At 70.7% G+C, this 21,481-nt stretch carries 17 protein-coding genes; 5 read left to right on the forward strand and 12 right to left on the reverse strand.

The genetic code is table 11. From position 1 onward, the window contains the following. The 5 genes from ACFYV5_RS15525 to ACFYV5_RS15545 all read right to left on the reverse strand — a co-directional run bounded on the left by ACFYV5_RS15525 (window position 1) and on the right by ACFYV5_RS15545 (window position 4,897). Entirely contained in the window at window positions 1-723 is a 723-nt protein-coding gene (locus ACFYV5_RS15525) for a hypothetical protein (RefSeq protein ID WP_389168624.1), read from the reverse strand. An 83-nt stretch (window positions 724-806) separates the two neighbouring features. Beyond that, a complete protein-coding gene (locus tag ACFYV5_RS15530) occupies window positions 807-1,358 on the reverse strand; it encodes a hypothetical protein (protein WP_389168626.1) in 552 nt (183 codons plus the stop codon). Further along, window positions 1,355-2,179, reverse strand: coding sequence for a hypothetical protein (locus ACFYV5_RS15535; protein ID WP_355110752.1), 825 nt, complete (start codon window positions 2,177-2,179; stop codon window positions 1,355-1,357). Before ACFYV5_RS15535 ends, ACFYV5_RS15530 begins: the two co-directional genes overlap by 4 nt. Window positions 2,180-2,338: 159 nt before the next feature. Next, window positions 2,339-3,529, reverse strand: a complete 1,191-nt coding sequence (locus tag ACFYV5_RS15540; protein ID WP_389168628.1) for a metallophosphoesterase — start codon at window positions 3,527-3,529, stop codon at window positions 2,339-2,341. A gap of 261 nt (window positions 3,530-3,790) precedes the next feature. Continuing rightward, the gene (locus ACFYV5_RS15545; protein ID WP_355110754.1) at window positions 3,791-4,897 is read right to left on the reverse strand and encodes a LacI family DNA-binding transcriptional regulator; all 1,107 of its coding nucleotides are present in this window, start codon (window positions 4,895-4,897) and stop codon (window positions 3,791-3,793) included. Window positions 4,898-5,275: 378 nt separating this feature from the next. Here ACFYV5_RS15545 and hisC point away from each other — a divergent pair, with 378 nt between their 5' ends. Continuing rightward, complete coding sequence (gene hisC, locus ACFYV5_RS15550) at window positions 5,276-6,409, forward strand: histidinol-phosphate transaminase (RefSeq protein ID WP_389168955.1); 1,134 nt, start codon at window positions 5,276-5,278, stop codon at window positions 6,407-6,409. A gap of 33 nt (window positions 6,410-6,442) precedes the next feature. Here the strand turns inward: hisC and ACFYV5_RS15555 are convergent, their stop codons facing one another. After that, window positions 6,443-6,823 (reverse strand): cyclophilin-like fold protein, encoded by a 381-nt coding sequence (locus tag ACFYV5_RS15555; protein WP_355110755.1) that lies wholly within the window; start codon window positions 6,821-6,823, stop codon window positions 6,443-6,445. A gap of 206 nt (window positions 6,824-7,029) precedes the next feature. Here ACFYV5_RS15555 and ACFYV5_RS15560 point away from each other — a divergent pair, with 206 nt between their 5' ends. From ACFYV5_RS15560 to ACFYV5_RS15575, 4 genes are read left to right on the forward strand one after another with little or no spacing between them, the layout of a single operon-like run. Beyond that, complete coding sequence (locus ACFYV5_RS15560; RefSeq protein WP_389168630.1) at window positions 7,030-8,538, forward strand: cytochrome ubiquinol oxidase subunit I; 1,509 nt, start codon at window positions 7,030-7,032, stop codon at window positions 8,536-8,538. An 18-nt stretch (window positions 8,539-8,556) separates the two neighbouring features. Then, window positions 8,557-9,561, forward strand: coding sequence for a cytochrome d ubiquinol oxidase subunit II (cydB, locus tag ACFYV5_RS15565; RefSeq protein WP_355110757.1), 1,005 nt, complete (start codon window positions 8,557-8,559; stop codon window positions 9,559-9,561). A gap of 15 nt (window positions 9,562-9,576) precedes the next feature. Continuing rightward, the gene (gene cydD / locus ACFYV5_RS15570; protein WP_389168633.1) at window positions 9,577-13,131 is read left to right on the forward strand and encodes a thiol reductant ABC exporter subunit CydD; all 3,555 of its coding nucleotides are present in this window, start codon (window positions 9,577-9,579) and stop codon (window positions 13,129-13,131) included. Between the two features lie 20 nt (window positions 13,132-13,151). Next, window positions 13,152-14,861 (forward strand): GAF domain-containing protein, encoded by a 1,710-nt coding sequence (locus tag ACFYV5_RS15575; RefSeq protein ID WP_389168635.1) that lies wholly within the window; start codon window positions 13,152-13,154, stop codon window positions 14,859-14,861. A 90-nt stretch (window positions 14,862-14,951) separates the two neighbouring features. On the opposite strand, the gene ACFYV5_RS15580 is transcribed toward ACFYV5_RS15575, so the two are convergent. The 6 genes from ACFYV5_RS15580 to ACFYV5_RS15605 form a co-directional block, all read right to left on the reverse strand. Beyond that, window positions 14,952-15,812, reverse strand: a complete 861-nt coding sequence (locus ACFYV5_RS15580) for a Cof-type HAD-IIB family hydrolase (RefSeq protein ID WP_389168637.1) — start codon at window positions 15,810-15,812, stop codon at window positions 14,952-14,954. A gap of 91 nt (window positions 15,813-15,903) precedes the next feature. Continuing rightward, window positions 15,904-16,806: an LLM class flavin-dependent oxidoreductase gene (locus ACFYV5_RS15585; protein WP_355110761.1), complete on the reverse strand. Its 903-nt coding sequence runs from the start codon at window positions 16,804-16,806 to the stop codon at window positions 15,904-15,906. Window positions 16,807-16,915: 109 nt separating this feature from the next. Next, a complete protein-coding gene (locus ACFYV5_RS15590) occupies window positions 16,916-17,458 on the reverse strand; it encodes an RNA 2'-phosphotransferase (RefSeq protein ID WP_355110993.1) in 543 nt (180 codons plus the stop codon). A gap of 153 nt (window positions 17,459-17,611) precedes the next feature. Continuing rightward, window positions 17,612-18,532: a MerR family transcriptional regulator gene (locus ACFYV5_RS15595; protein ID WP_389168640.1), complete on the reverse strand. Its 921-nt coding sequence runs from the start codon at window positions 18,530-18,532 to the stop codon at window positions 17,612-17,614. Window positions 18,533-18,655: 123 nt separating this feature from the next. After that, complete coding sequence (locus ACFYV5_RS15600; protein ID WP_389168642.1) at window positions 18,656-20,434, reverse strand: SDR family oxidoreductase; 1,779 nt, start codon at window positions 20,432-20,434, stop codon at window positions 18,656-18,658. Further along, complete coding sequence (locus tag ACFYV5_RS15605) at window positions 20,434-21,279, reverse strand: M24 family metallopeptidase (RefSeq protein ID WP_389168644.1); 846 nt, start codon at window positions 21,277-21,279, stop codon at window positions 20,434-20,436. The genes ACFYV5_RS15600 and ACFYV5_RS15605 overlap by 1 nt, the downstream gene beginning before the upstream one ends. Window positions 21,280-21,481 lie beyond the last annotated feature (202 nt).

Consider the following 21,481-nt stretch of genomic DNA (forward strand, 5'->3'; position numbering starts at 1 on the left):
TCAGGGCCGCTGAGCGTTCCGCAGCCGTTCCACCTGGCGACTGACCAGCTCGGCGGGGAACGACAGGCCTGCGCCTACGCTGAGCTCGGAGAACGTGGCGATGGTGTTCCCCGTGCGTACCACGATGAACTGCTCGTTCCGGTCTCCGGGCTGTTCCGGCCCCATGGGGATGATCTCGCGGAAGGCCACGGCCTCGTCGCCGACCTGCGGCGGTGCCTCCGTCTTCACTGTCGCCTTGAACTTCCCGACCCAGCCCTCGCCCTCGTACGACCGGCAGGTGGCGAGGGCCTGCTTGAGTTCCGCGAAGCGCTGTTCGGCTTTGCCGGCCTGGTAGGAGGCAAGTGTGGAGCCGCCGCCCATGATGTTCTCCTTCCAGTTGAAAGTCTGGAAGACATGAGCGAATGAACCCTCGCCCGAGCGGACGTCGATGAGCGGCCGGCAAGAGGGTTCGGAGATGGGCGGGAAGCTGCGCCCGCTGCCCTCGGGCGCCGGTTCGCTCACCTCGATGGGCTCGTGGGCTTGCGGGACTTCTCCGTCCTTGAAGGCGAAGGTCTTGAGCTGAGCCACCGTCAGGGGTGTCACCGGAACCTTGGCTGAAGGAGTGGCGGTTGGCGCTACGCCGTCGTTCTTCGACTCCTGCGCCGGGGCACACCCTGATGCGATGAACACTCCGATGACAGCTGTCACGGCTGTCGTCGTCAGCCGTGGTGCGCGGGCGTGCATGAGTCTCCCGGTACTGGTGTGGATGAGAAGCCGACGCTAGTCGTGACAACAGTCGGCGACCAGAGACGCGTCCCGTGCGTCGTTCAGAGGGGGAGCAGTGAGCCGTCCTTCGTGACCGTCAGGCCGGCCTGCGGGCCGCCGGGTGAGCAGGAGGGGCCGTTGGGGTGGGTGGGCTTCGGTGTGAGGGTGATCTGCCGGTCGAGGAGCGCGGCGCCGTGCCGGTCCGTGAGCACCAGCGTGACCCGTACCGGCTTCTGGGGGAGGCCCGTCACGACCGCGAAACCGGGCAGACCGATGGACTTGGCGGGCTCGGGAGTGTGGTCCGCGGCGGCGCTCTCCGTCGTCATCACGGGGTCGCCCGGCGGCGCTTCCGTGCGGAGCCTCAGAGTGCGCTGGTGACATACGTCGTCCCAGCAGATCGTGAGTCTCGCACCGGTGGCCCTGTCCGCCCGTTCCGGAGCAAGCTCCACCCGGATACCGGCGGGCGAACCGATCAAGGTGCACGGACGGGTGGACCCCGCGAAGCCCCCGCAGGCGGTCAGCAGCGCCAGGGTCGCCACGACGCCCAGGACGCGCACGGCGCCCCCGGCCCCGGCGGCCCGCGTGTGCCCGCCGCCGGTGTTCGTTCGGATCACTCGGCGGACCGGCTCTCCGGGGACCCGAAGTCGGGACCGGTGAAGTCCGGGCTGCTGAATCTCGGGCGCGTGCCCGAGGCGCCCTCGCTCGGGCTCGAGAAGTTCGGTCCGCTGTAGCCGATCTTCGGTATGCGGTTCGTGCGCTGCGGCGGCAGGGGCGGGGCCGGGCGCGTGGCGGGGTCGGCCAGGGCCTCCCGCAGGAACGGCAGGATGCCCCGTTCCAGCAGGGCGAGGCGCCAGGCGTCGCGGGCCCGGGAGAGCTCGTCGTCCTGCTCGCCCGCGACCCCGGCGCCCACTTCCGTGGAGCGGTTGCGCAGGGCCGTCAGGAGGAGTCCGACGGCCGCGCAGAGCAGTCCGGCGGCGCCGACGGCCCCGAAGAACCAGCCCGCCGTCAGCAGCGTGTCGGCGAACACGAGCGTGGGGGAAACCACCTTGAGAACGGCTCCGACCAGCAGGAATATCACCGCGGCCGTGCCAGAGAGCACCGGGGCGAGGACCGTGACGACCGCGACGATGCCCGCGCCCGGACCTCCGCCCGCCGCCTCCCCGTCCGCCGCGAGAACGGCGCCCATCACGCTCGTACCGCTCGACGAGCGGCCCTCCGCGCGGACCTTGACGAAGTGGTCGTACTCCACCGCCGCCGCGGCGGTGATCAGGGCTGTCGCGCTCAGCGCCATCGTGCGCAGCTGTTCGGACGTGAGCCGTTTCCCGATCTCGGCGAGATCCGGACGGTCGTGCGCGTGACGCAGTGCATCGTCGAGGATGCGCTCGTACTCGGCGCGGTCCTCGGTCAGCAGGTGCGGAGCCACGTTCATGTGCATCCCCCGATGCTCCGTAAGGCCGCATTGTCCGTGGAGAACGGGCAGTTGGGCGGAAACGGAGGAGAGCCTGCTACGGATGAGCCGATGGTATTGCGGTTACGGCACAGGGTGACAGGGGGTTTCCCGAAATCGACTTCCCCGGATGCGCAGGGTTATGCGTCAGCCGTTCAGGGGGAGTTGGACGACCAGCAACTTTCCGGCCATGGTCACTCCGCCGTCCATGGCGATCGCCAGGCCGTCCGCGTACACATGCGGACCGTCGACGACCGGACCGGACGTCTCCTCACCGTCCTCCGTCCCGACCTGTCCGAGGAGGTACGGGATGGGGCTGTGACCGTGCACGATCCGGCGCCCGCCGTAGGTGGCGAGCAGCTCCTGGACGGCCTGGGGGCCGGCGTCGTCGCGGAAGGCGAAGCGCTTGGTGAACTTCCGGAACAGGTCCCAGACCTCGTCGGCGTCGTTCCGGTTGATGATCTCGTGGACGGTCTCGTTGACGTCCTCGATCGTGCTGCCGTACTCGAGGTAGGCGGTGGTGTCCGAGTGCACCAGGAGGTGCCCGTCCTCCTCCACGACGGCGTCGAGCCGGGACATCCACTGCAGGTGGACGTCCTGGAGGCGGTCCATGTCGTGCTTCTGGCCGCCGTTGAGCAGCCAGGCGGCCTGGAAGGTGGCGGTGCCGGCCCCGGAGTTGACCGGGGTGTCGGCGAAGCGCTTGGCGCCGATCAGGAGCAGCTCGTGGTTGCCCATCAGGGCCTTGCAGTAGCCGCCGGCGGCCGCGGCCTCGGCGGACAACCGCATGACGAGATCGATGACACCGATGCCGTCGGGGCCGCGGTCGGTGAAGTCGCCGAGGAACCAGAGGCGGGCGTTGCCGGCGGCCCAGGAGCCGTTCTCGTCGATGAGGCCCTGCGCGTGCAGGGCGGCGAGGAGTTCGTCGAGATAGCCGTGGACGTCGCCGACCACGTAGAGCGGCCCGGGACCTTCGCCTGCCGGGGCCGGCGCGGGGGCAGGAGCCGCGACCGGGTCGACCCGGACCTGCACCGTGTCTCCCCGGTTGATGACCGGGAGGTCACGCTCGGTGGGGGTGTAGCCCTCGGGCAGGTCCCCGTCCGGGAAGGCGTTGCCGGGGTGCCCGGTGGCGACGGCGACGATGGAGGACGCGCCGCCGGCCAGAGGGAGGTGGAGGGTGGGGTCGAGTGGCCCGACGGACGCGCCGACCGGGCCACCGGGGGCCTCGGAGGGAGGCTCGCCCGCATGGCCCTGCACGGGTACCCGGGCGTACGGCGGTACGCGGAAGTCACGCAATGTCGCCGTGCGCACCACGGGTTCCTGCCCGGCCCCCTGAGTCATCGACCCCTCCACCACCGTCGCGATGCCCTGCACATCGCGGACCGGCCTGGTCGGGGTGGTCCGCGGTGTCGTGCGCCCATCATAGGAATGAGGGTCCGCCTGTGTGACGCACCAGGGGTGGTGAATCCGGGTCCACTCCGGGTTCACCGGTTGTTTCGCCCGAATTGAGAAGGTCTAGGCCAGGGTCGGGGCCGGGCCGGGCCGGGTTTGAGCCCGGCCCGATCCGGGCATCCGTTGCATCCGGCGCGTACCGGTCCTTCGCTAGTCCTTCGAGGGTGACCTGGGCGGGCTGACCGTCGTGCGCGGCGAACGCCTCTGAGAGGACGTCCGGACGATGAGTTCGGTCGGTATGACCTGCTCGACCGGTCCGTCGGTGTCGTTCCCCTCGATGGCGTCGATGAGGAGCTGGACGACGGCCGTGCCGATGCGTCGGGGTTTGAGCGAGAGCGTCGTGATGGGCGGTTCGGTGGTGGCGTAGACGGTCGACTCGCTGCAGCAGACCAGCAGCAGGTCCTCCGGGACGCGCAGTCCGTAGCGGCGGGCGGCCGCCAGCAGATCGGTCCCGTTGGGGTCGAAGAGTCCGTAGACGGCGTCGGGTCGGTCGGGGCGGGCGAGCAGCCGGTCGGCCGCGACGGCGCCCGCGCACGGATCGTGCGCCGGATAGCACTCGTAGACGGGGTCCTGTCCGACCCGCTCGCACCAGTTGAGGTACGCGGTGGTCGACAGGCGGGTGTATGTGTCGGTGGTCGTGCCGGTGAGCAGGCCGATCCGGCGGGCGCCGGCGTCGGCGAGATGGTCGAGGAGGTCGAGTACGGCGGCTTCGTGGTCGTTGTCGACCCAGGCGGTCACCGGGAGAGTGCCGGCGGGGCGTCCGTCGGAGACGACGGGAAGGCCCTGCCGGACGAGTTCGGTGACGACCGGGTCGTGGTCGGAGGGGTCGATGACGATGGTGCCGTCGAGGGCGACGTTCGACCAGACGTCATGGCGGGAGGTGGCGGGGAGGATGACCAGGGCATAGCCGCGCGCGAGTGCGGCCGATGTGGCGGCTCTGGCCATCTCCGCGAAGTACGCGAATTCGGTGAAGGTGAAAGGTTCATCCCCGTAGGTCGTCACGGTCAGGCCGATGAGGCCCGACTTGCCGGTACGGAGCGTGCGGGCCGCCGCGGATGGGCGGTAGCCCAGCCGGTCTGCGACCTCGCGGACGTGGCGGCGGGTGGCGTCCGGGAGCCGGCCCTTGCCGTTGAGCGCGTCGGAGACAGTCGTGATGGAGACTCCGGCGGCCGCGGCCACGTCCCGGATGCCCGCTCGGCCCTGCCGGCTTCCCCGGGTCTGTGCCCGGCTCACCTGGTGCTTCCCTGCTGCTGTCATGGCGAGCCGATAGTAGGGCGAGGTCGGGTGGTTGGGCCGGTCGCATATGCACTCGTTGACAGGCACGTTTCTGCATGATCAAGGACGACCAATTGCCTGGGAAACCAAGGTAGTTGGGGTGGATCATGTGTGATCTATGGTTGTCGACGTACGTGGGCCTGCCTCGGGGGCGATGTCTCGAAGAGGTCTCAACTCACCTCTACGGGGGATGCGCGCCACGGCGCTCGCCACCGGCGCGCGCCACCCAAGCCCGCGCTCCCTCCGTTGTCCACAGCTTGTCCCACCTGTTGTCCACAGCCCATTCGCAGCGGAGGGGAATCCTCATAAGGTGAGGAGTATTGGTGGTACGGACGGTCGAGGAGGACCACAGTGAGCGCAGTGAGCGAGACCGGCGGAGCGGGCGGGACCGGCGGGGCGAGCGGGACCGGCGGGGCGAGCGCGGGCGGCCCGAAGCTGCGCGCGGTGCTGGACGGCATCCCCACCTACAAGCCGGGCAAGCCGGCCGCCGCGGGCGGTCCGGTCGCCTTCAAGCTGTCCTCCAACGAGAACCCGTATCCGCCGCTGCCCGGTGTCATGGAGAGCACGCTGGCCGCGGCCGCGTCCTTCAACCGCTACCCGGACATGGGCTGCACCGGGCTGATGGCGGAGCTCTCGGACCGCTTCGGGGTCCCGCTCTCGCACCTGGCCACCGGCACCGGCTCGGTCGGGGTCGCGCAGTCGCTGATCCAGTCGACGGCCGGCCCGGGCGACGAGGTGATGTACGCCTGGCGGTCCTTCGAGGCGTACCCGATCATCACGCAGATCAGCGGGGCGACCTCGGTGCAGGTGCCGCTGACCGACGGCGAGGTGCACGACCTCGACGCGATGGCGGCGGCGATCACCGACCGCACCCGGCTGATCTTCGTCTGCAACCCGAACAACCCCACCGGCACGGCGGTGCGCCGGGCCGAGCTGGAGCGTTTCCTGGACCGGGTGCCCTCGGACGTCCTGGTCGTGATCGACGAGGCGTACCGCGAGTTCGTCCGCGACGCCGACATCCCGGACGGCATCGAGCTCTACCGCGACCGCCCGAACGTCGCCGTGCTGCGGACGTTCTCCAAGGCGTACGGCCTCGCGGGGCTGCGGGTCGGCTTCGCGATCGCCCACGAGCCGGTGGCGGCGGCGCTGCGCAAGACGGCGGTGCCGTTCGGGGTGAGCCAGCTGGCGCAGGACGCGGCGGTGGCCTCGCTGCGGGCCGAGGACGAACTGCTCGGACGGGTCGGCTCGCTGGTGTCGGAGCGCGAGCGGGTCCACGCGGGGCTCGTGGCCCAGGGCTGGACCGTGCCGGACACCCAGGCGAACTTCGTCTGGCTGCGGCTCGGCGAGCGGACGGTGGACTTCGCGGCGGAGTGCGAGCGGCACGGCGTGGTGGTGCGGCCGTTCGCGGGTGAGGGCGTGCGCGTCACGATCGGTGAGTGCGAGGCGAACGACCTGTTCCTGAAGACGGCGGAAAGCTTCCGCAAGGACGGCTGATCAGCCGGGTGAGCGTGCGTCGAGGGCGGCCGGTCAGTCCTCGACGAGCTCGACGCGGATCGGGTCGCCGTCCCTGACGGTGGCCAGGACGCGCGGATCGCCGTCGAGCGAGCCCAGGAGGTTGCAGGGGCTCGCGAGTCGGCATTCGGAGCCCCGCGATATCGGGGTGGGGCCGTAGGGGAGCGCGAGCGCGTCGCCCTCGGTCCAGAAGGCGACCGTGCCCGGCTCCACCACCTGCTCGGCGTCGGCTTCGACGGCGGCGGAGACAGGTGTGTCGAAATACACTTCCTCGCCCCAGGTCCGGGCGGTGGAGGAGATCGGGAGAGCCCCCGCGAGCGCCTTGCTCGTGGGGGTTTCGTCAAGGGTGGCCGTGGTGTGCCCGGCCGGCCAGGAGATACGGATCCGAAGGGTCATACCCCCGATTCAACAATATGTTGAAGGTCTGGGGAAGAGGTGACCTTCGAGTAGGGGACCCCCGGTCTTACGTACGGATTTCGTATGAGCCATAATGCTTGTGAATGTGAACGCGTTCACAAGCGTGTCACAGTTCATCCCGAGATGGGTGGGAATGAAGGGGCAGGCTGCCCCCTGTGACCACGGCGATGTAAGGAGAAGACGACGTGGACCTCGCTCTGGCGCCAGAGACTCTGGCGCGATGGCAGTTCGGCATCACCACCGTCTACCACTTTCTGTTCGTCCCCCTGACGATCTCCCTCGCCGCTCTCACCGCCGCGCTGCAGACCGCCTGGGTGCGCACGGAGAAGGAGAAGTACCTCAGGGCGACCAAGTTCTGGGGCAAGCTCTTCCTGATCAACATCGCGATGGGTGTGGTCACCGGCATCGTGCAGGAGTTCCAGTTCGGCATGAACTGGTCCGACTACTCGCGCTTCGTCGGCGACGTCTTCGGTGCCCCGCTGGCCTTCGAGGCGCTGATCGCCTTCTTCTTCGAGTCCACGTTCATCGGTCTGTGGATCTTCGGCTGGGACAAGCTCCCCAAGAAGGTTCACCTGGCCTGCATGTGGATGGTGTCGATCGGAACCATCCTGTCCGCGTACTTCATCCTGGCGGCCAACTCCTGGATGCAGCACCCGGTCGGCTACCGCATCAACGAGGAGCGGGGCCGGGCCGAGCTCACCGACTTCTGGCTGGTGCTCACCCAGAACACCGCCCTCACCCAGTTCTTCCACACCATGACGGCCGCCTTCCTGGTCGGCGGCGCGTTCATGGTGGGCATCTCGGCCTTCCACCTGGCGCGCAAGAAGCACGTGCCGGTGATGCGGACCTCGCTGCGGCTGGGTCTGATCACGCTGATCATCGCCGGACTCGGCACGGCGATCAGCGGTGACATGCTCGGCAAGGTCATGTACAAGCAGCAGCCGATGAAGATGGCCGCCGCCGAGGCGCTGTGGGACGGCGAAGCGCCCGCACCCTTCTCGGTCTTCGCCTACGGCGATGTCGACAAGGGCCACAACAAGGTCGCCATCGAGATCCCGGGTCTGCTGTCCTTCCTCGCCAACGGCGACTTCACCTCGCACGTCCCCGGCATCAACGACATCAACAAGGCCGAGCAGGAGAAGTACGGGCCCGGCGACTACCGGCCGAACATCCCGGTCGCGTACTGGGGCTTCCGCTGGATGATCGGCTTCGGCATGGCCTCGCTGTCCCTGGGCGTGCTCGGTCTCTGGCTGACGCGAAAGAAGTTCATGCTGGCGCCGGGGATGCGGACCGGTGAGGACGAGGTGCCGAACCTGGTTCTGTTCGGGCGGAAGGCGCTCAGCCCCCGCCTGACGAAGTGGTACTGGCTCGTCGCTCTCTGGACCATGCTCTTCCCGCTGATCGCCAACTCCTGGGGATGGATCTTCACCGAGATGGGGCGTCAGCCCTGGGTCGTCTATGGCGTGCTCCGCACCCGGGACGCGGTCTCCCCTGGTGTCTCGACGGCTGAGGTCCTCACCTCGATGATCGTCTTCACCCTCCTCTACGCCGTGCTCGCCGTCATCGAGGTCAGGCTCCTGGTCAAGTACGTCAAGGCCGGACCGCCCGAGCTCAGCGAGGACGACCTCAACCCGCCCACCAAGATCGGCGGGGACCACCGCGACCCCGACCGGCCCATGGCCTTCTCGTACTGAGGCTGAGGAGATCGAGGCATGGAACTCCACAACGTCTGGTTCGTACTCATCGCCGTCCTCTGGATCGGCTACTTCTTCCTCGAAGGATTCGACTTCGGGATCGGCGTCCTGACCAAGCTGCTCGCGCGCGACCGCGCCGAGAAGCGGGTCCTGATCAACACCATCGGTCCCGTCTGGGACGGCAACGAGGTGTGGCTGCTGACGGCCGCCGGCGCGACCTTCGCCGCGTTCCCCGACTGGTACGCGACGCTCTTCTCCGGCTTCTACCTGCCGCTGCTGGTCATCCTGGTCTGCCTGATCGTGCGGGGAGTCGCCTTCGAGTACCGGGTGAAGCGACCGGAGGAGAAGTGGCAGCACAACTGGGAGCAGGCCATCTTCTGGACCTCTTTGATCACGGCCGTGCTCTGGGGCGTCGTCTTCGGCAACATCGTGCGCGGAGTCGCGATCGACGCGGACAAGGAGTACGTGGGCACCCTCGGGGATCTGTTCAACCCGTACGCGATCCTCGGCGGCCTCGTCACGCTCACGCTCTTCACCTTCCACGGGGCGGTCTTCGCCGCGCTCAAGACGGTGGGGGACATCCGGGTACGGGCCCGGGCGCTCGCCCTGAAGCTCGGCGTGGTCACGGCCGTCCTCTCCCTCGTCTTCCTGACCTGGACCCAGGCCGACAAGGGTGATGTCTGGAGCCTGGCCGCCCTGCTCGTCGCCGTGGTGGCGCTCGTCGCCGCCATCGGCGCGATCAAGCGGGGACGGGAGGGCTGGTCGTTCGCGCTGTCCGGCGTCACCATCGCGGCGGCGATCGCGATGCTGTTCCTGACGCTCTTCCCGAACGTCATGCCGTCGTCGCTCGACCCCGCGTGGAGTCTTACGGTGACGAACGCGGCGTCGAGCCCGTACACCCTGAAGATCATGACCTGGTTGGCGGTGATCGCCACTCCGCTGGTGATGCTCTACCAGGGCTGGACCTACTGGGTGTTCCGCAAGCGCATCGGCACGCAGCACATCGCCGAAGCCGCTCACTAGGGGGAGATGTTTCACGTGAAACCGATCGATCCGCGCCTGCTCCGGTACGCCCGAACCACCCGCCTCTTCCTCACGGCCGTGGTGGTGCTCGGCCTGGCCGGGGCGGCGCTGGTCGTCGCCCAGGCGATGCTCATCGCCGAGATCGTGGTGGGGGCCTTCCAGAAGGGCCTGTCGGTTTCCGATCTGACCACGCCCCTGCTGCTGCTCGCCGGAGTGGCGGCCGGGCGGGGGCTGGTGTCCTGGCTGACCGAGCTGGCCGCCCATCGGGCGAGCGCGGCGGTCAAGTCCGAACTCCGTGGCCGACTGCTGGCGCACGCGGCCGGCCTGGGCCCGGGATGGCTGAGCGGGCAGAAGGCCGGTTCGCTGGCCGCGCTGGCGACACGGGGAGTGGACGCGCTCGACGACTACTTCTCGCGCTATCTGCCGCAGCTGGGGCTCGCGGTGGTGGTGCCCGTGGCGGTCCTGGCGAGGATCGTCACCGAGGACTGGATCTCGGCGGCCGTCATCGTCGTGACCCTGCCGCTCATCCCCCTCTTCATGATCCTCATCGGCTGGTACACCCAGGCACGGATGGATCGTCAGTGGAAGCTGCTGTCCCGGCTGTCGGGTCACTTCCTCGATGTCGTGGCCGGAATGCCGACGCTCAAGGTGTTCGGCCGGGCGAAGGCGCAGGCCGAGTCGATCCGCGCCATCACGTCGGAGTACCGGCAGGCGACCATGCGGACGCTGCGCATCGCGTTCCTGTCGTCCTTCGCCCTGGAGCTGCTGTCGACGCTGTCGGTGGCGCTGGTCGCGGTCGGCATCGGTATGCGGCTGGTCCACGGGGACCTCGATCTGTACACCGGCCTGGTCATTCTGGTGCTCGCACCGGAGGCCTATCTGCCGATCCGGCAGGTGGGGGCGCAGTACCACGCGGCGGCGGAGGGACTGGCCGCCGCGGAGGAGATCTTCGACGTCCTTCAGACACCGGCGACGGAGCGTGGCGCGGGAGCCGTGCCGTCGTCGGCGCGCATCGAGCTCGAGAACGTGACCGTCCGGCACGCCGGGCGCACGGAACCCTCGCTCGACGCCGCCTCGCTCGTCGTCGAACCCGGCGAGACGGTGGCCCTGGTAGGACCGAGCGGCGTGGGCAAGTCGACGCTGCTCGATGTGGTGCTGGGATTCGCGCGACCGGAGGCAGGCGGCTCGGTCCACGTCGGAGGCGTGGAGCTCGGTGCCCTGGACGTGGAGGAGTGGCGCTCGCGGATCGCCTGGGTGCCGCAGCGTCCGTACCTCTTCGCGGGCACCATCGCCGAGAACATCCGCCTGGCTCGGCCGGACGCCTCGGACGAGGCGGTACGGGAGGCTCTGCGGGACGCCGGTGCGGACGGGTTCGTCGGGGATCTTCCGGAGGGTGTCGAGACGCTGCTGGGTGAGGACGGTACGGGCCTCTCCGCCGGCCAGCGCCAACGCCTCGCCCTGGCGCGCGCGTTCCTCGCCGACCGGCCGCTGCTTCTCCTGGACGAGCCCACGGCCGCGCTGGACGGCGAGACGGAGGCGGCCGTGGTCGACGCGGTCCGCCGACTCGCCGCCGGTCGCACGGTGCTTCTGGTCGTCCACCGTCCGGCGCTGCTCGCGGTCGCCGACCGTGTGGTGGAGATCCGGCGGACCGCCGCCGTGGAGGCGGCGGAGCGCACCGTCGCCGACGGGTCCCCCTCGGTGTCGGCCGCCCCTTCCAAGCCCGCGGCTGCGGTCGCCGTGACCGGCACGGACGCGGCGGATACGGATACGGAAGCGGCTGCGGCCGGGCGTTCGGTCTTCGGGCGCGTCCGGGCCATGGCGGGGGAACTCAGGGGCCGGATGGGCCTCGCCCTGCTGCTCGGAAGTCTGGCGCTGGGCTCCGCCGTCGGGCTCATGGCAGTGTCCGGGTGGCTCATCTCGCGGGCCTCCGAACAGCCGCCCGTGCTCTATCTGATGATGGCCGTCACGGCCACGCGGGCGTTCGGCATCGGTCGGGCGGTGTTCCGGTACGCCGAGCGGCTCGTGTCCCACGACGCCGTGCTGCGGATGCTCGCGGAACTGAGGGTCTCCGTCTACCGGCGTCTGGAGCGCATCGCCCCCGCCGGACTGCGCCGCACCCGCCGCGGCGACCTGCTCTCCCGGCTCGTCCAGGACGTCGACGCCCTCCAGGACTACTGGCTGCGGTGGCTGCTGCCCGCGGGCGCCGCGCTCGTGGTGGGGGCCGGCTCCGTCGGGTTCACCGCCTGGCTGCTGCCCGAGGCCGGGGCCGTGCTCGCCGCGGGCCTGCTGGCCGCCGGAGTGGCGGTCCCGCTGCTGAGCGGGGCCCTCGCGCGCCGGGCCGAACGACGGCTCGCCCCCGCCCGGGGCGCGCTCGCCGTCACGGTCGTCGACCTGCTGCGCGGCTGCGCCGAACTGGCGGTCGCCGGTGCGCTGAAGGACCGTATCGAGCGGGCCAGGGCCGCCGACCGTACGCTCACCTCCATCGCCTCCCGGCAGGCCGCCGCCACCGCGCTCGGCGCCGGGCTGTCCGCGCTCGCCTGCGGACTGACGGTCGCCGCCGCCGCGTTCGTCGGCATCCAGGCCGTACGCGACGGACGCCTCGACGGTGTGACGCTCGCCGTCGTCGTCCTCACCCCGCTCGCCGCCTTCGAGGCCGTCACCGGCCTTCCGCTGGCCGTCCAGTACCGCCAGCGCGTCAAGCGCAGCGCCGAGCGGGTGTACGAGGTGCTCGACGCGCCCGTGCCCGTACAGGAGCCCGCGCGACCCGCCGCACCGCCGCGGAGCCCCTTCCCGCTGGAGGTCGAGGGCCTCTCCGCCCGCCACGCGGGGCAGGAGAGGGAGGCGCTCGGCGGTTTCACCCTCACTCTGGAGGCCGGTCGCCGGGTCGCCGTCGTCGGCACCTCCGGATCGGGCAAGACCACGCTGGCCCAGGTGCTGCTGCGCTTCCTGGACGCCGACGCCGGCACGTACCGGCTCGGCGGGGTGGACGCGGCGGAGCTCGACGGCGACGACGTCCGTCGCTTCGTCGGGCTCTGCGCCCAGGACGCCCACACGTTCGACAGCACCCTCCGCGAGAATCTGCGCCTGGCGCGGACCGGCGCCGACGACGACGAGCTGCGGGCCGCCCTCGACCGGGCCCGGCTCCTCGACTGGGTGGACGGGCTGCCGGACGGTCTCGACACACCGGTCGGCGAGCACGGTTCACGGCTCTCCGGCGGTCAGCGTCAGCGCCTCGCGCTCGCCCGGGCGCTCCTCGCCGACTTCCCCGTCCTCGTCCTCGACGAACCGGCCGAGCACCTGGACCTGGCCACGGCGGACGCGCTCACCGACGACCTGCTGCGAGCCACCGAGGGCCGTACCACCCTCCTGATCACCCACCGCTTGCGCGGCCTCGACGCCGTGGACGAGGTGGTGGTCCTGGACGCGGGCCGGACCGTGCAGCGCGGTCCGTACGCGGAGCTCGCGCGGACCGAGGGCCCCTTGCGCCGGATGCTGGAGCAGGAGCGGGAGAGTGATCTGCTGCTCTCCGCGGGGAGAACGACGGAAGGTCCGACTTTTCTCGCCAAATAGGACTTACTAGGCTCAAGGTCATGACCGCCGCCGTGCCTGATCCGCCCGACCCCCTGGAAGCCGCGACCGAGGCCACCCGCAGCCTCCAGGGCCTGTCGACCGAGCTCACGGCACGGGTGCCGCAGCTCCTGGAGGCCATGCGTTCCGTCGGCACGGGCCTCGAACTCCACGCGACCCTCGACCGCATCTGCGAGACCGCGGCCGAGCTCGCCGACGCCCGCTACGCCGCGATCGGCGTGGTCGACGAGGACGGCGAAGGGCTCTCGGACTTCGTCACCTTCGGCGACGACGAGGAGATCGCCCACCGGATCGGGCGGCGCCCCGACGGGGATGCCGGACTGCTCGGCGCGCTGATCCGCGAACCCGGGACGATCCGGCTGACCGACCTGACCACCGACCCGCGCGCCGCCGGTTTCCCGCCGGGGCACCCTCCGATGCGGACCTTCCTCGGCGTCCCGATCCGGGTCCAGGGGGAGAACTTCGGCAACCTCTATCTCGCCGAGAAGAACGGCGGCGAGTTCAGCGACGACGACGTCCACATGGTCCGGGTCCTCGCCACCGAGGCGGGGATCGCCATCGGCAACGCCCGCCTCTACGAGGCCGCCCGCCAGCGCGAGCGCTGGATCGACGGCTCGGTCGCCGTCACCACCGCCCTGCTCTCCGGCGGTGACGCGGACGACGCCCTCGCGGTGGTCGCCGAACAGGCCCGCAGGCTCGCCGACGCGGCCGCAGGGATCGTGTTGCTGCCCACCCAGGGCGGCGGTCTGGAGATCGTCGCCGTCTCCGCCGACCGGCCTAGCACGTCGCTGGGTGTGGTGATCCCGTCCGGGAGCGCTGTCGTGGAGCGGCTGCTGGAGGGCGAGGCGGTCTTCGTGGACGACGCCTCCGACGATCTGCGCATGATCAGCAGGCCGGCGGCCTCGTACGGACCGAGCATGCTGCTGCCCCTGCACAGCGGCGGCAAGGTGCTCGGCGCGCTCGCCGTGCCTCGTGCCCGGGGCGGCCGGCCGTTCACCGAGACGGAGCGGACCCTGGCCACCCAGTTCGCGTCCCAGGCCGCGCTCGCGCTGATGATGGCCGACGCGCAGCGCGACCGTGAGCGGCTCGCGGTCTACGAGGACCGCGACCGGATCGCCCGCGACCTCCACGACCTCGTCATCCAGCGGCTGTTCGCCACCGGGATGATGCTGGAGAGCGCCCAGCGCGGGTCGATCGTCCCGGCGGTCCGCGAGGGCGTCGGCAAGGCCGTGGACGAACTGGACGTGACCATCCAGGAGATCCGCACCGCGATCTTCGCGCTCCAGCAGGGACCCGCCGAGGCGCCGTCCGGTCTGCGCACCCGCGTGCTGCGGGAGATCACCATGGCGGCCGTGCCGCTGGGCTTCACCCCCGCGCACCGCTTCCTGGGCGCGATCGACGCGGCGGTCGGCGATCTCACCGGCAAGAACCTCATCGCAGCCCTGCGCGAGGCCCTGTCCAACGCCTTCCGGCACGCGCAGGCCACCCGGATCGAGGTCGTCGTCGACGCGGGCGCCGAACTGCCGGACGGCACCGCCGCGGTCCGGCTGTCGGTCGCGGACGACGGGGTCGGCATCCCCGAGGGCGGCCGGCGCAGCGGGCTGCGCAACCTGGCGCGGCGTGCCGAATCCCTGGGCGGGTCGAGCTGGTGCGGCCCGGGGATCGGGGAGGACGGCGGTGGTACGACGGTGGTGTGGCAGGCCCCGCTGTAGGCCCCGGCCCGCCCCGGGACCGGCCCGCCCCAGCCCGCCTGTCCTGGCCGGCCGTGGTGCCTCTGGACCGTCGTGCTCTCCGGCCGACCGTCAGTCGTCGTCGAGCGTGCCCGCGAGGATCCGTTCGATGACGACGGCCACGCCGTCCTCGTTGTTGGCGACCGTACGGCCGGAGGCGGCGGCGATCACGTCCGGGTGGGCGTTGCCCATCGCGTACGAGCGGCCGGCCCAGCCGAGCATCTCGATGTCGTTGGGCATGTCGCCGAAGGCGACGACCTCGTCGGCGGAGATGCCCCGCTCGGCGCAGCACAGGGCCAGAGTGGACGCCTTCGAGACGCCGAGGCCGCTGATCTCCAGAAGCGCCGTCGGGCTGGAGCGGGTGAACGAGGCCAGATCGCCCGCGGCGGCGCGGGCCGCGGACAGGAAGGCGTCGGGGTCGAGTTCCGGGTGCTGGGCGAGCAGCTTGAGCACCGGGGCGGCGGCGCCGGGCTTCTCCTCGAAGAGGAGCTTCTCGGCGGTGGCGACGGTCGCGCCTGGGTCGAGGAAGAAGGGCGGGTACTGCGGCTCGTAGTGGATGCCGGTGGTGAGCTCGACCGCGAAGGAGGTGCCCGGGGCGGCGGCGCGCAGCGTCGTCACGACCTCGAGCGCGACGGCCCGCTCCAGCGGGCGTACCTCGAGGAACGTACCTCCCGCGTGCAGATCGACCACCGCCGCGCCGTTCGCGCAGATCGCGAGGCCGTGGCCGTGCACGTGGTCGCTGACGACGTCCATCCAGCGCGCCGGACGGCCGGTGACGAAGAAGACCTCGATACCGGCCTGCTCGGCGGCGGCGAGCGCCGCGACCGTGCGCTCCGAGACGGACTTGTCGTCACGCAGCAGAGTGCCGTCGAGGTCGGTGGCGATCAGTCGGGGAGCCGGAGCGGCGGGGCGCGGGGAGTGGGGTGAGGTCACCGGTCCATTCTTCCGCACACGATGCACGGGCGTGCGAGGGGGCGCACATCTGAGAGATGGTTTCCGCCCGTTCCCGCTCCGGCCTCCCGGGTCAGGCGAGCTGTGCGACGGCCTCGGTGGCGATCCGCTCGAAGACGGCCTGGTCGGCGGCGAAGTCCGAGTCGGGAATGGGCCAGTGGATCACGATCTCGGTGAAGCCGAGCGCCTGGTGGCGGCCGGCGAAGTCGACGAAAGCGTCCAGGGACGAGAGCGGCCGCCCGCGGTCCGGGGTGAAGCCGGTGAGCAGGACCTTGTCCAGCTCGGTCACGTCGCGGCCGGTGTCCGCGCATGCCTTGCCGAGCTTCTCGACCTGGCCGCGGATCGCCTCGACCGACTGCTCCGGCGTTCCCTCCGCGTACAGCTTCGGGTCACCGGTCGTCACCCACGCCTGCCCGTGGCGCGCGGCGAGCTTCAGACCGCGCGGGCCGGTGGCCGCCACGGCGAACGGCAGCCGCGGGCGCTGGACACAGCCGGGGATGTTGCGGGCCTCGTCCGCGGAGTAGTGGGTGCCCCGATGGGTCACCGCGTCCTCGGTGAGCAGCCGGTCGAGCAGCGGCAGGAACTCGCCGAACCGGTCCGCTCGCTCCTTCGGGGTCCATGCCTCCTGGCCGAGCACGGTGGCGTCGAAACCGTTGCCGCCCGCACCGATGCCGAGGGTCACCCGGCCGCCCGAGATGTCGTCCAGGGAGATGAGCTCCTTGGCGAGCGTCACCGGGTGGCGGAAGTTCGGCGAGGTGACCAGGGTTCCCAGGCGCAGCCGCTCGGTGGCCGTCGCGGCGGCGGTGAGCGTGGGAAGGGCGCCGAACCAGGGGCCGTCGCGGAAGGACCGCCAGGACAGGTGGTCGTAGGTGTAGCCGGCGTGGAAGCCGAGCTCCTCGGCACGCCGCCAGCGCTCGCGGCCGCCTTCGTGCCAGCGATGGACGGGAAGGATCACGGTGCTCAGGCGCAGGGTCATGCACTCGACCTTACGACGATCCCGGGGCTCTCCCGGAAAGCCGTGGGAGTCTCCCTCGCGACGGGCCTCGCGGCGGTTCGGCCGACGCCTCGGCTCGGAGGTCGGGGTCTCAGCCGGGGAAGCGGAGGAACTGCGGGGGGACGGCGTCGGTCAGCCAGACGCCGTTCGCGCTGACGTGGAAGACGTACCCGGCCCGGTGCATGGCGCCGGCGTCCACGCTCAGGACCACGGGCCGGCCACGGCGTGCGCCGACCCGGGTCGCGGTCTCGCGGTCGGGCGAGAGGTGGACGTGGTGGCGGGCCATGGGCCGCAGGCCGTCGGCCCGGATCGCGTCCAGGTGGGCGGCGACCGTACCGTGGTAGAGGTACGCGGGCGGCTCGGCGGGCGGAAGGTCCAGGTCCACCGCGACGGTGTGGCCCTGGCTGGCCCGGATCCGCGTCCCCTCGATCGCGAAGCGCTTCTTGTCGTTGGCGGCGACGACATGGTCCAGCTCGGCGCGGCTGATCGGGAACCCGTGCTCGGCCGCCGCCCGCAGGAGCGTGTCGATCTCGGTCCAGCCGTTCGCGTCGAGAACCAGCCCGATCCGCTCGGGCTGATGGCGCAGATGCTTCGAGAGGTACTTCGACACCTTCACGGTGCGTCTCTCGTCCATCGGTCTGTTCATGGCGTCAGGATGCCGGAGGGCGGTCGGGCGAGCCATTGAATTGCGGCACGGATGTTTGATCCACAAGTAACTCAAGTTATCCACAGAGGAATTGGCGATTCTGTGGACAACCACCATGTGATATCAGGGTATTTGAGCTATTCAGCTGCCGTCCAAGGGATTTGGAGCAAGTGCGTTCAATGTCCTTGAGTGCACCTCTCGTTCGGCGGCAGCCGTGATGAACGCCGCCACGTTCTCCGGGCCGACAAGCTGCTGAACGGCCCGAATCGTCCCCGACGGGAGCACCACGGGGCGCGGCTCGTCGTCCCGTACCGGCGGAGGTTCCGCCGACAGGTGATGCTGGAGATGGCGGGTGGCAAAGAGCCGCATCGCGCGGGCGAGTTCGGCGTCGACGGTCTGCTGGGCGAGCGGGCGAAGTCTGCGCACCATCGTCGCCGCCGCGGCCGCGTCGGCGTCCGTCGGCGGTCGGTGCTCCAGATAGCGTGCGAAGACGTGCTCGGTGGTGAACTCCAGGAAGCGCGAGGCGATGTGCTCGACCTGGACGCGAAGTTCCCTCAGGTGACCGGATATCGCGGAGAGCGGCACGCCCGCCTCGTACAACTCCGCCGCCACCGCCAGCTCCTGGGGGCTGGGGACGAGGAACTCGTCCTCGCGGCCGGGGACCCGCTCCAGGACGCCGAGCTCGATCGCCTCCCTGATCGCGTCCTCGTCGGGTGTGCCCCCGAACGTGGCGTCGAGCTCCTCGCGGGAGATCCGGTCGGCCTTCTCGTCCGTCCACGGACCGTCGACCTCGGCGACCAGGCCCAGCACGCCGCCCAGACCGCGGCCGGCGTCCCAGGCCTCCAGGAGCTCCTTGATGGAGGCCAGGGTGTAGCCGCGGTCCAGCAGGTCGGCGATCTGCCGCAGCCGGGCCAGATGCGTGTCCCCGTACACGTTGGACCTGCCCCGGCGCTCCGGTCGGGGCAGCAGGCCGCGGTCCTGGTAGGCGCGGATCGTCCGGACCGTGGCCCCGCTGTGGTGGGCCAGATCCTCGATCCGGTACTCCGTTGGCTGCTCCGACAAACCCGCTCCCACCCGCTCGCTCCGGCTACCCGCTCACGGCGCGACCCGCCGCGCCCTCCCCCGTGCCCCCTGGGGCACGGGAGGGATCGTACGGCCGCCGGAAGTCCGGGCGCGCCCCGGCGCTCACGCCGGCGGCTCCCACCGGGCCAGCGCCCGCAGGGTCCTCGGGGCGAAGCGGGACAGGAAGTGGGCGCCGCGCGCCTCCGGGGTGACGGGGACGACGGCCTGGTTCCGCACCACCGCGCGCAGGATCGCCTCCGCGACCTTCTCCGGCGGATAGTTGCGCAGACCGTAGAGGCGGGAGGCCTCCTTCTGGCGGCGCTTCTGCTCCTCCTCGCCGACTCCGGCGAACCGGGCCGTCGCGGTGATGTTGGTGTTCACGATGCCGGGGCAGATCGCCGAGACGCCGATGCCCTGGCCGGCCAGTTCGGCGCGCAGGCACTCGCTCAGCATGAGCACGGCCGCCTTGGAGGTGCCGTACGCGGGCAGGGCCCGGGAGGGCTGGAAGGCGGCGGCGGAGGCGGTGTTGACGATGTGCCCGCCCTGGCCGCGCGCGGCCATCTGCCCGCCGAAGATCCGGCAGCCGTGGATGACGCCCCAGAGATTGACGTCCAGGACCTTCTTCCACTCCTCGGTGGTGGTCTCGAAGAACGAGCCCGACAGACCGATGCCGGCGTTGTTGACCAGGACGTCGACGATTCCGTACTCGCTCGCCACCTTCACGGCGAGCTTCTCCATGGCCTGCTCGTCGCTGACGTCGACGGTCTCGCCCCAGGCATCGGGCGCGCCGATCAGCCGTGACATCTCCGCCGTGCGCGCCGCGCCCTCGCCGTCCCGGTCGACGGCGACGATCCGCGCGCCCGCCTCGGCGAAGGCGAAGGCGGTGGCCCGGCCGATGCCGCTCGCGGCCCCGGTCACCAGGACCAGCTGGCCACCGAACCGCTCGGTGTGCTCCGGCTTCGCCGGGCTCTTCGCCGCCGGCGCGGGTGCCTTCACCGACGGGTCCTCGTTCCTGTCCACGAACTCGGTGATCCAGGCGGCGAGCTGGTCGGGGCGGGTCCGTGGCACCCAGTGCTTGGCGGGCAGGGAGCGCCGGGTCAGGTCCGGCACCCAGGTGGCGAGGTCGTCGTAGAGCCGCTCCGACAGGAAGATGTCACCGGTCGGCGTGATCAGCTGGACCGGCGCGTGCGCGTACGCGTCGGCGCGCGGACGGCTCAGTCGCGCGCGGACGTTGTCCCGGTAGAGCCAGGCGCCGTGCGCCGCGTCGTTGGGCAGGGACGGCGTCGGGTAGTCGCCCGCGGGGATCTTCTCGACCCGTTGGAGCAGCTTCGGCCACTGCTTGCCGAGGGGGCCGCGCCAGGCGAGCTCGGGCAGGACGGGGGTGTGCAGCATGTACACGTACCAGGACTTGGCGCCCTGACCGAGGAGCTGGCCGACCCGGCGTGGGGTGGGCCGGGCCATCCGCTGCTTGATCCAGTGTCCGAAGTGGTCCAGCGAGGGGCCCGACATCGAGGTGAAGGAGGCGATGCGGCCCTCGGTGCGCGGGACGGTCACGAACTCCCAGGACTGCACCGAGCCCCAGTCGTGCCCGACCAGGTGCACGGGCCGGTCCGGGCTCACCGCGTCGGCGACCGCCAGGAAGTCGTCCGTCAGCTTCTCCAGGGTGAACCCGCCGCGCAGCGGGGCCGGCGCCGTGGACCGGCCGTGGCCCCGGACGTCGTACAGCACCACGTGGAACCGCTCGGCGAGCCGGTGCGCGACCTCCGACCAGACTTCCTTGGAGTCCGGATATCCGTGGACGAGCAGCACGGTCGGCCGGCTCGCGTCACCCAGCTCGGCGACGCACAGCTCGATGCCGCCCGTACGGATCCAGCGCTCCCGCGCGCCCTTCAGCCCGGCCATCACGCGTCCCTCTCGTTCCAGCGCCGCACGTGCGGCAGGTCGTCGTCCAGCCAGAACGCGCTCTGCTCGGGGTCCTTGGAGTCGGTGACGACGAGGATCTCCTCGAACTTCGCGCCCGTGCCCCGGAAGCCGAGGTGCGGTTCGACGGCCCACAGCCCCGGCCGGGGCGGGTGGTCGGAGAACTTGTACGGGGACCAGAGCGGTGACCAGCCGTCGCGGTGGCCGTGGATCGCGTCGCTCGCGAGCCCCTTCAGCGACTGGGTGCCGAAGCCGAAGAGCGTGGGCGACCAGCGGCGCTCCTTCACCCGGTCGATCTTGTGCGCGATCACGCCGAACGGATACGCGCGGTGCCGGTTGGCGTACCCCTGGCGGACCATGAGCCGGTCCACGCTCCCGTAGATCTCCCGCAGTGGGCGGCGCTGGCGCACCTCGCTCAGGATCAGCTCGCGGTGCGCCTTCAGATCGGCGAGCAGCTTGTCGTGCACGGGGTTGAGGCCCAGGCAGCCGGAGTATCCGATGTCCGAGGTGTAGCCCTTGTACACGGGGGCCATGTCGAGGATGAACGGCATCCCCGCCTCGAGGCGGCGGTTCGTCGGGAAGAACTGCAGAGGGATCTTGAAGTCGACGAAGGCCGTCCGGTCGCCGAACCAGGCGAAGGGCCGGTGGAACCAGTCCCGTACACCTCGCTCGTACAGCCAGTCGCGCTGCATCTTCGCGGCCTCGCGCTCGGTCACCCCCGGTCTGAGCTGGGCCGCGACGGCTTCCGCGCACTCGTAGGAGAGGCGCTGCACTTCCCTGAACCCCCGCAGTTCCGCGGTCAGTTCGCTTGCCACTGCTGAGGTCATGCCACCCGCCCGTCCCGTGAGCATGCGTGTGCGCTACGCGGTCGTAACTTGACACTGATGAATGTGACAATGCCCGGCGGCTGCGTCAAGGGGTGTGCAGCAGACCTGTGGAAAACGACTTTGGTCTCGACTCCCCTACGGGTTCGTACACCTGGAGTCGGATACGGAACGAGCCGTTGGGCTGACGACTGCTGTGGTGTGC

Origin of the sequence: Streptomyces sp. NPDC003035 (assembly GCF_042888285.1) — a bacterium.
GTDB lineage: Bacteria > Actinomycetota > Actinomycetes > Streptomycetales > Streptomycetaceae > Streptomyces.

Bases quoted from the DNA above. Each gene is read 5' to 3' on its own strand.
- ACFYV5_RS15525 (WP_389168624.1), bottom strand. From the start codon at position 723: ATGCACGCCCGCGCACCACGGCTGACGACGACAGCCGTGACAGCTGTC.
- ACFYV5_RS15535 (WP_355110752.1), bottom strand. From the start codon at position 2,179: ATGCACATGAACGTGGCTCCGCACCTGCTGACCGAGGACCGCGCCGAG.
- ACFYV5_RS15540 (WP_389168628.1), bottom strand. From the start codon at position 3,529: ATGACTCAGGGGGCCGGGCAGGAACCCGTGGTGCGCACGGCGACATTG.
- ACFYV5_RS15545 (WP_355110754.1), bottom strand. From the start codon at position 4,897: ATGACAGCAGCAGGGAAGCACCAGGTGAGCCGGGCACAGACCCGGGGA.
- ACFYV5_RS15555 (WP_355110755.1), bottom strand. From the start codon at position 6,823: ATGACCCTTCGGATCCGTATCTCCTGGCCGGCCGGGCACACCACGGCC.
- cydB (WP_355110757.1), top strand. From the start codon at position 8,557: ATGGAACTCCACAACGTCTGGTTCGTACTCATCGCCGTCCTCTGGATC.
- ACFYV5_RS15575 (WP_389168635.1), top strand. From the start codon at position 13,152: ATGACCGCCGCCGTGCCTGATCCGCCCGACCCCCTGGAAGCCGCGACC.
- ACFYV5_RS15585 (WP_355110761.1), bottom strand. From the start codon at position 16,806: ATGACCCTGCGCCTGAGCACCGTGATCCTTCCCGTCCATCGCTGGCAC.
- ACFYV5_RS15590 (WP_355110993.1), bottom strand. From the start codon at position 17,458: ATGGACGAGAGACGCACCGTGAAGGTGTCGAAGTACCTCTCGAAGCAT.
- ACFYV5_RS15600 (WP_389168642.1), bottom strand. From the start codon at position 20,434: ATGGCCGGGCTGAAGGGCGCGCGGGAGCGCTGGATCCGTACGGGCGGC.
- ACFYV5_RS15605 (WP_389168644.1), bottom strand. From the start codon at position 21,279: ATGACCTCAGCAGTGGCAAGCGAACTGACCGCGGAACTGCGGGGGTTC.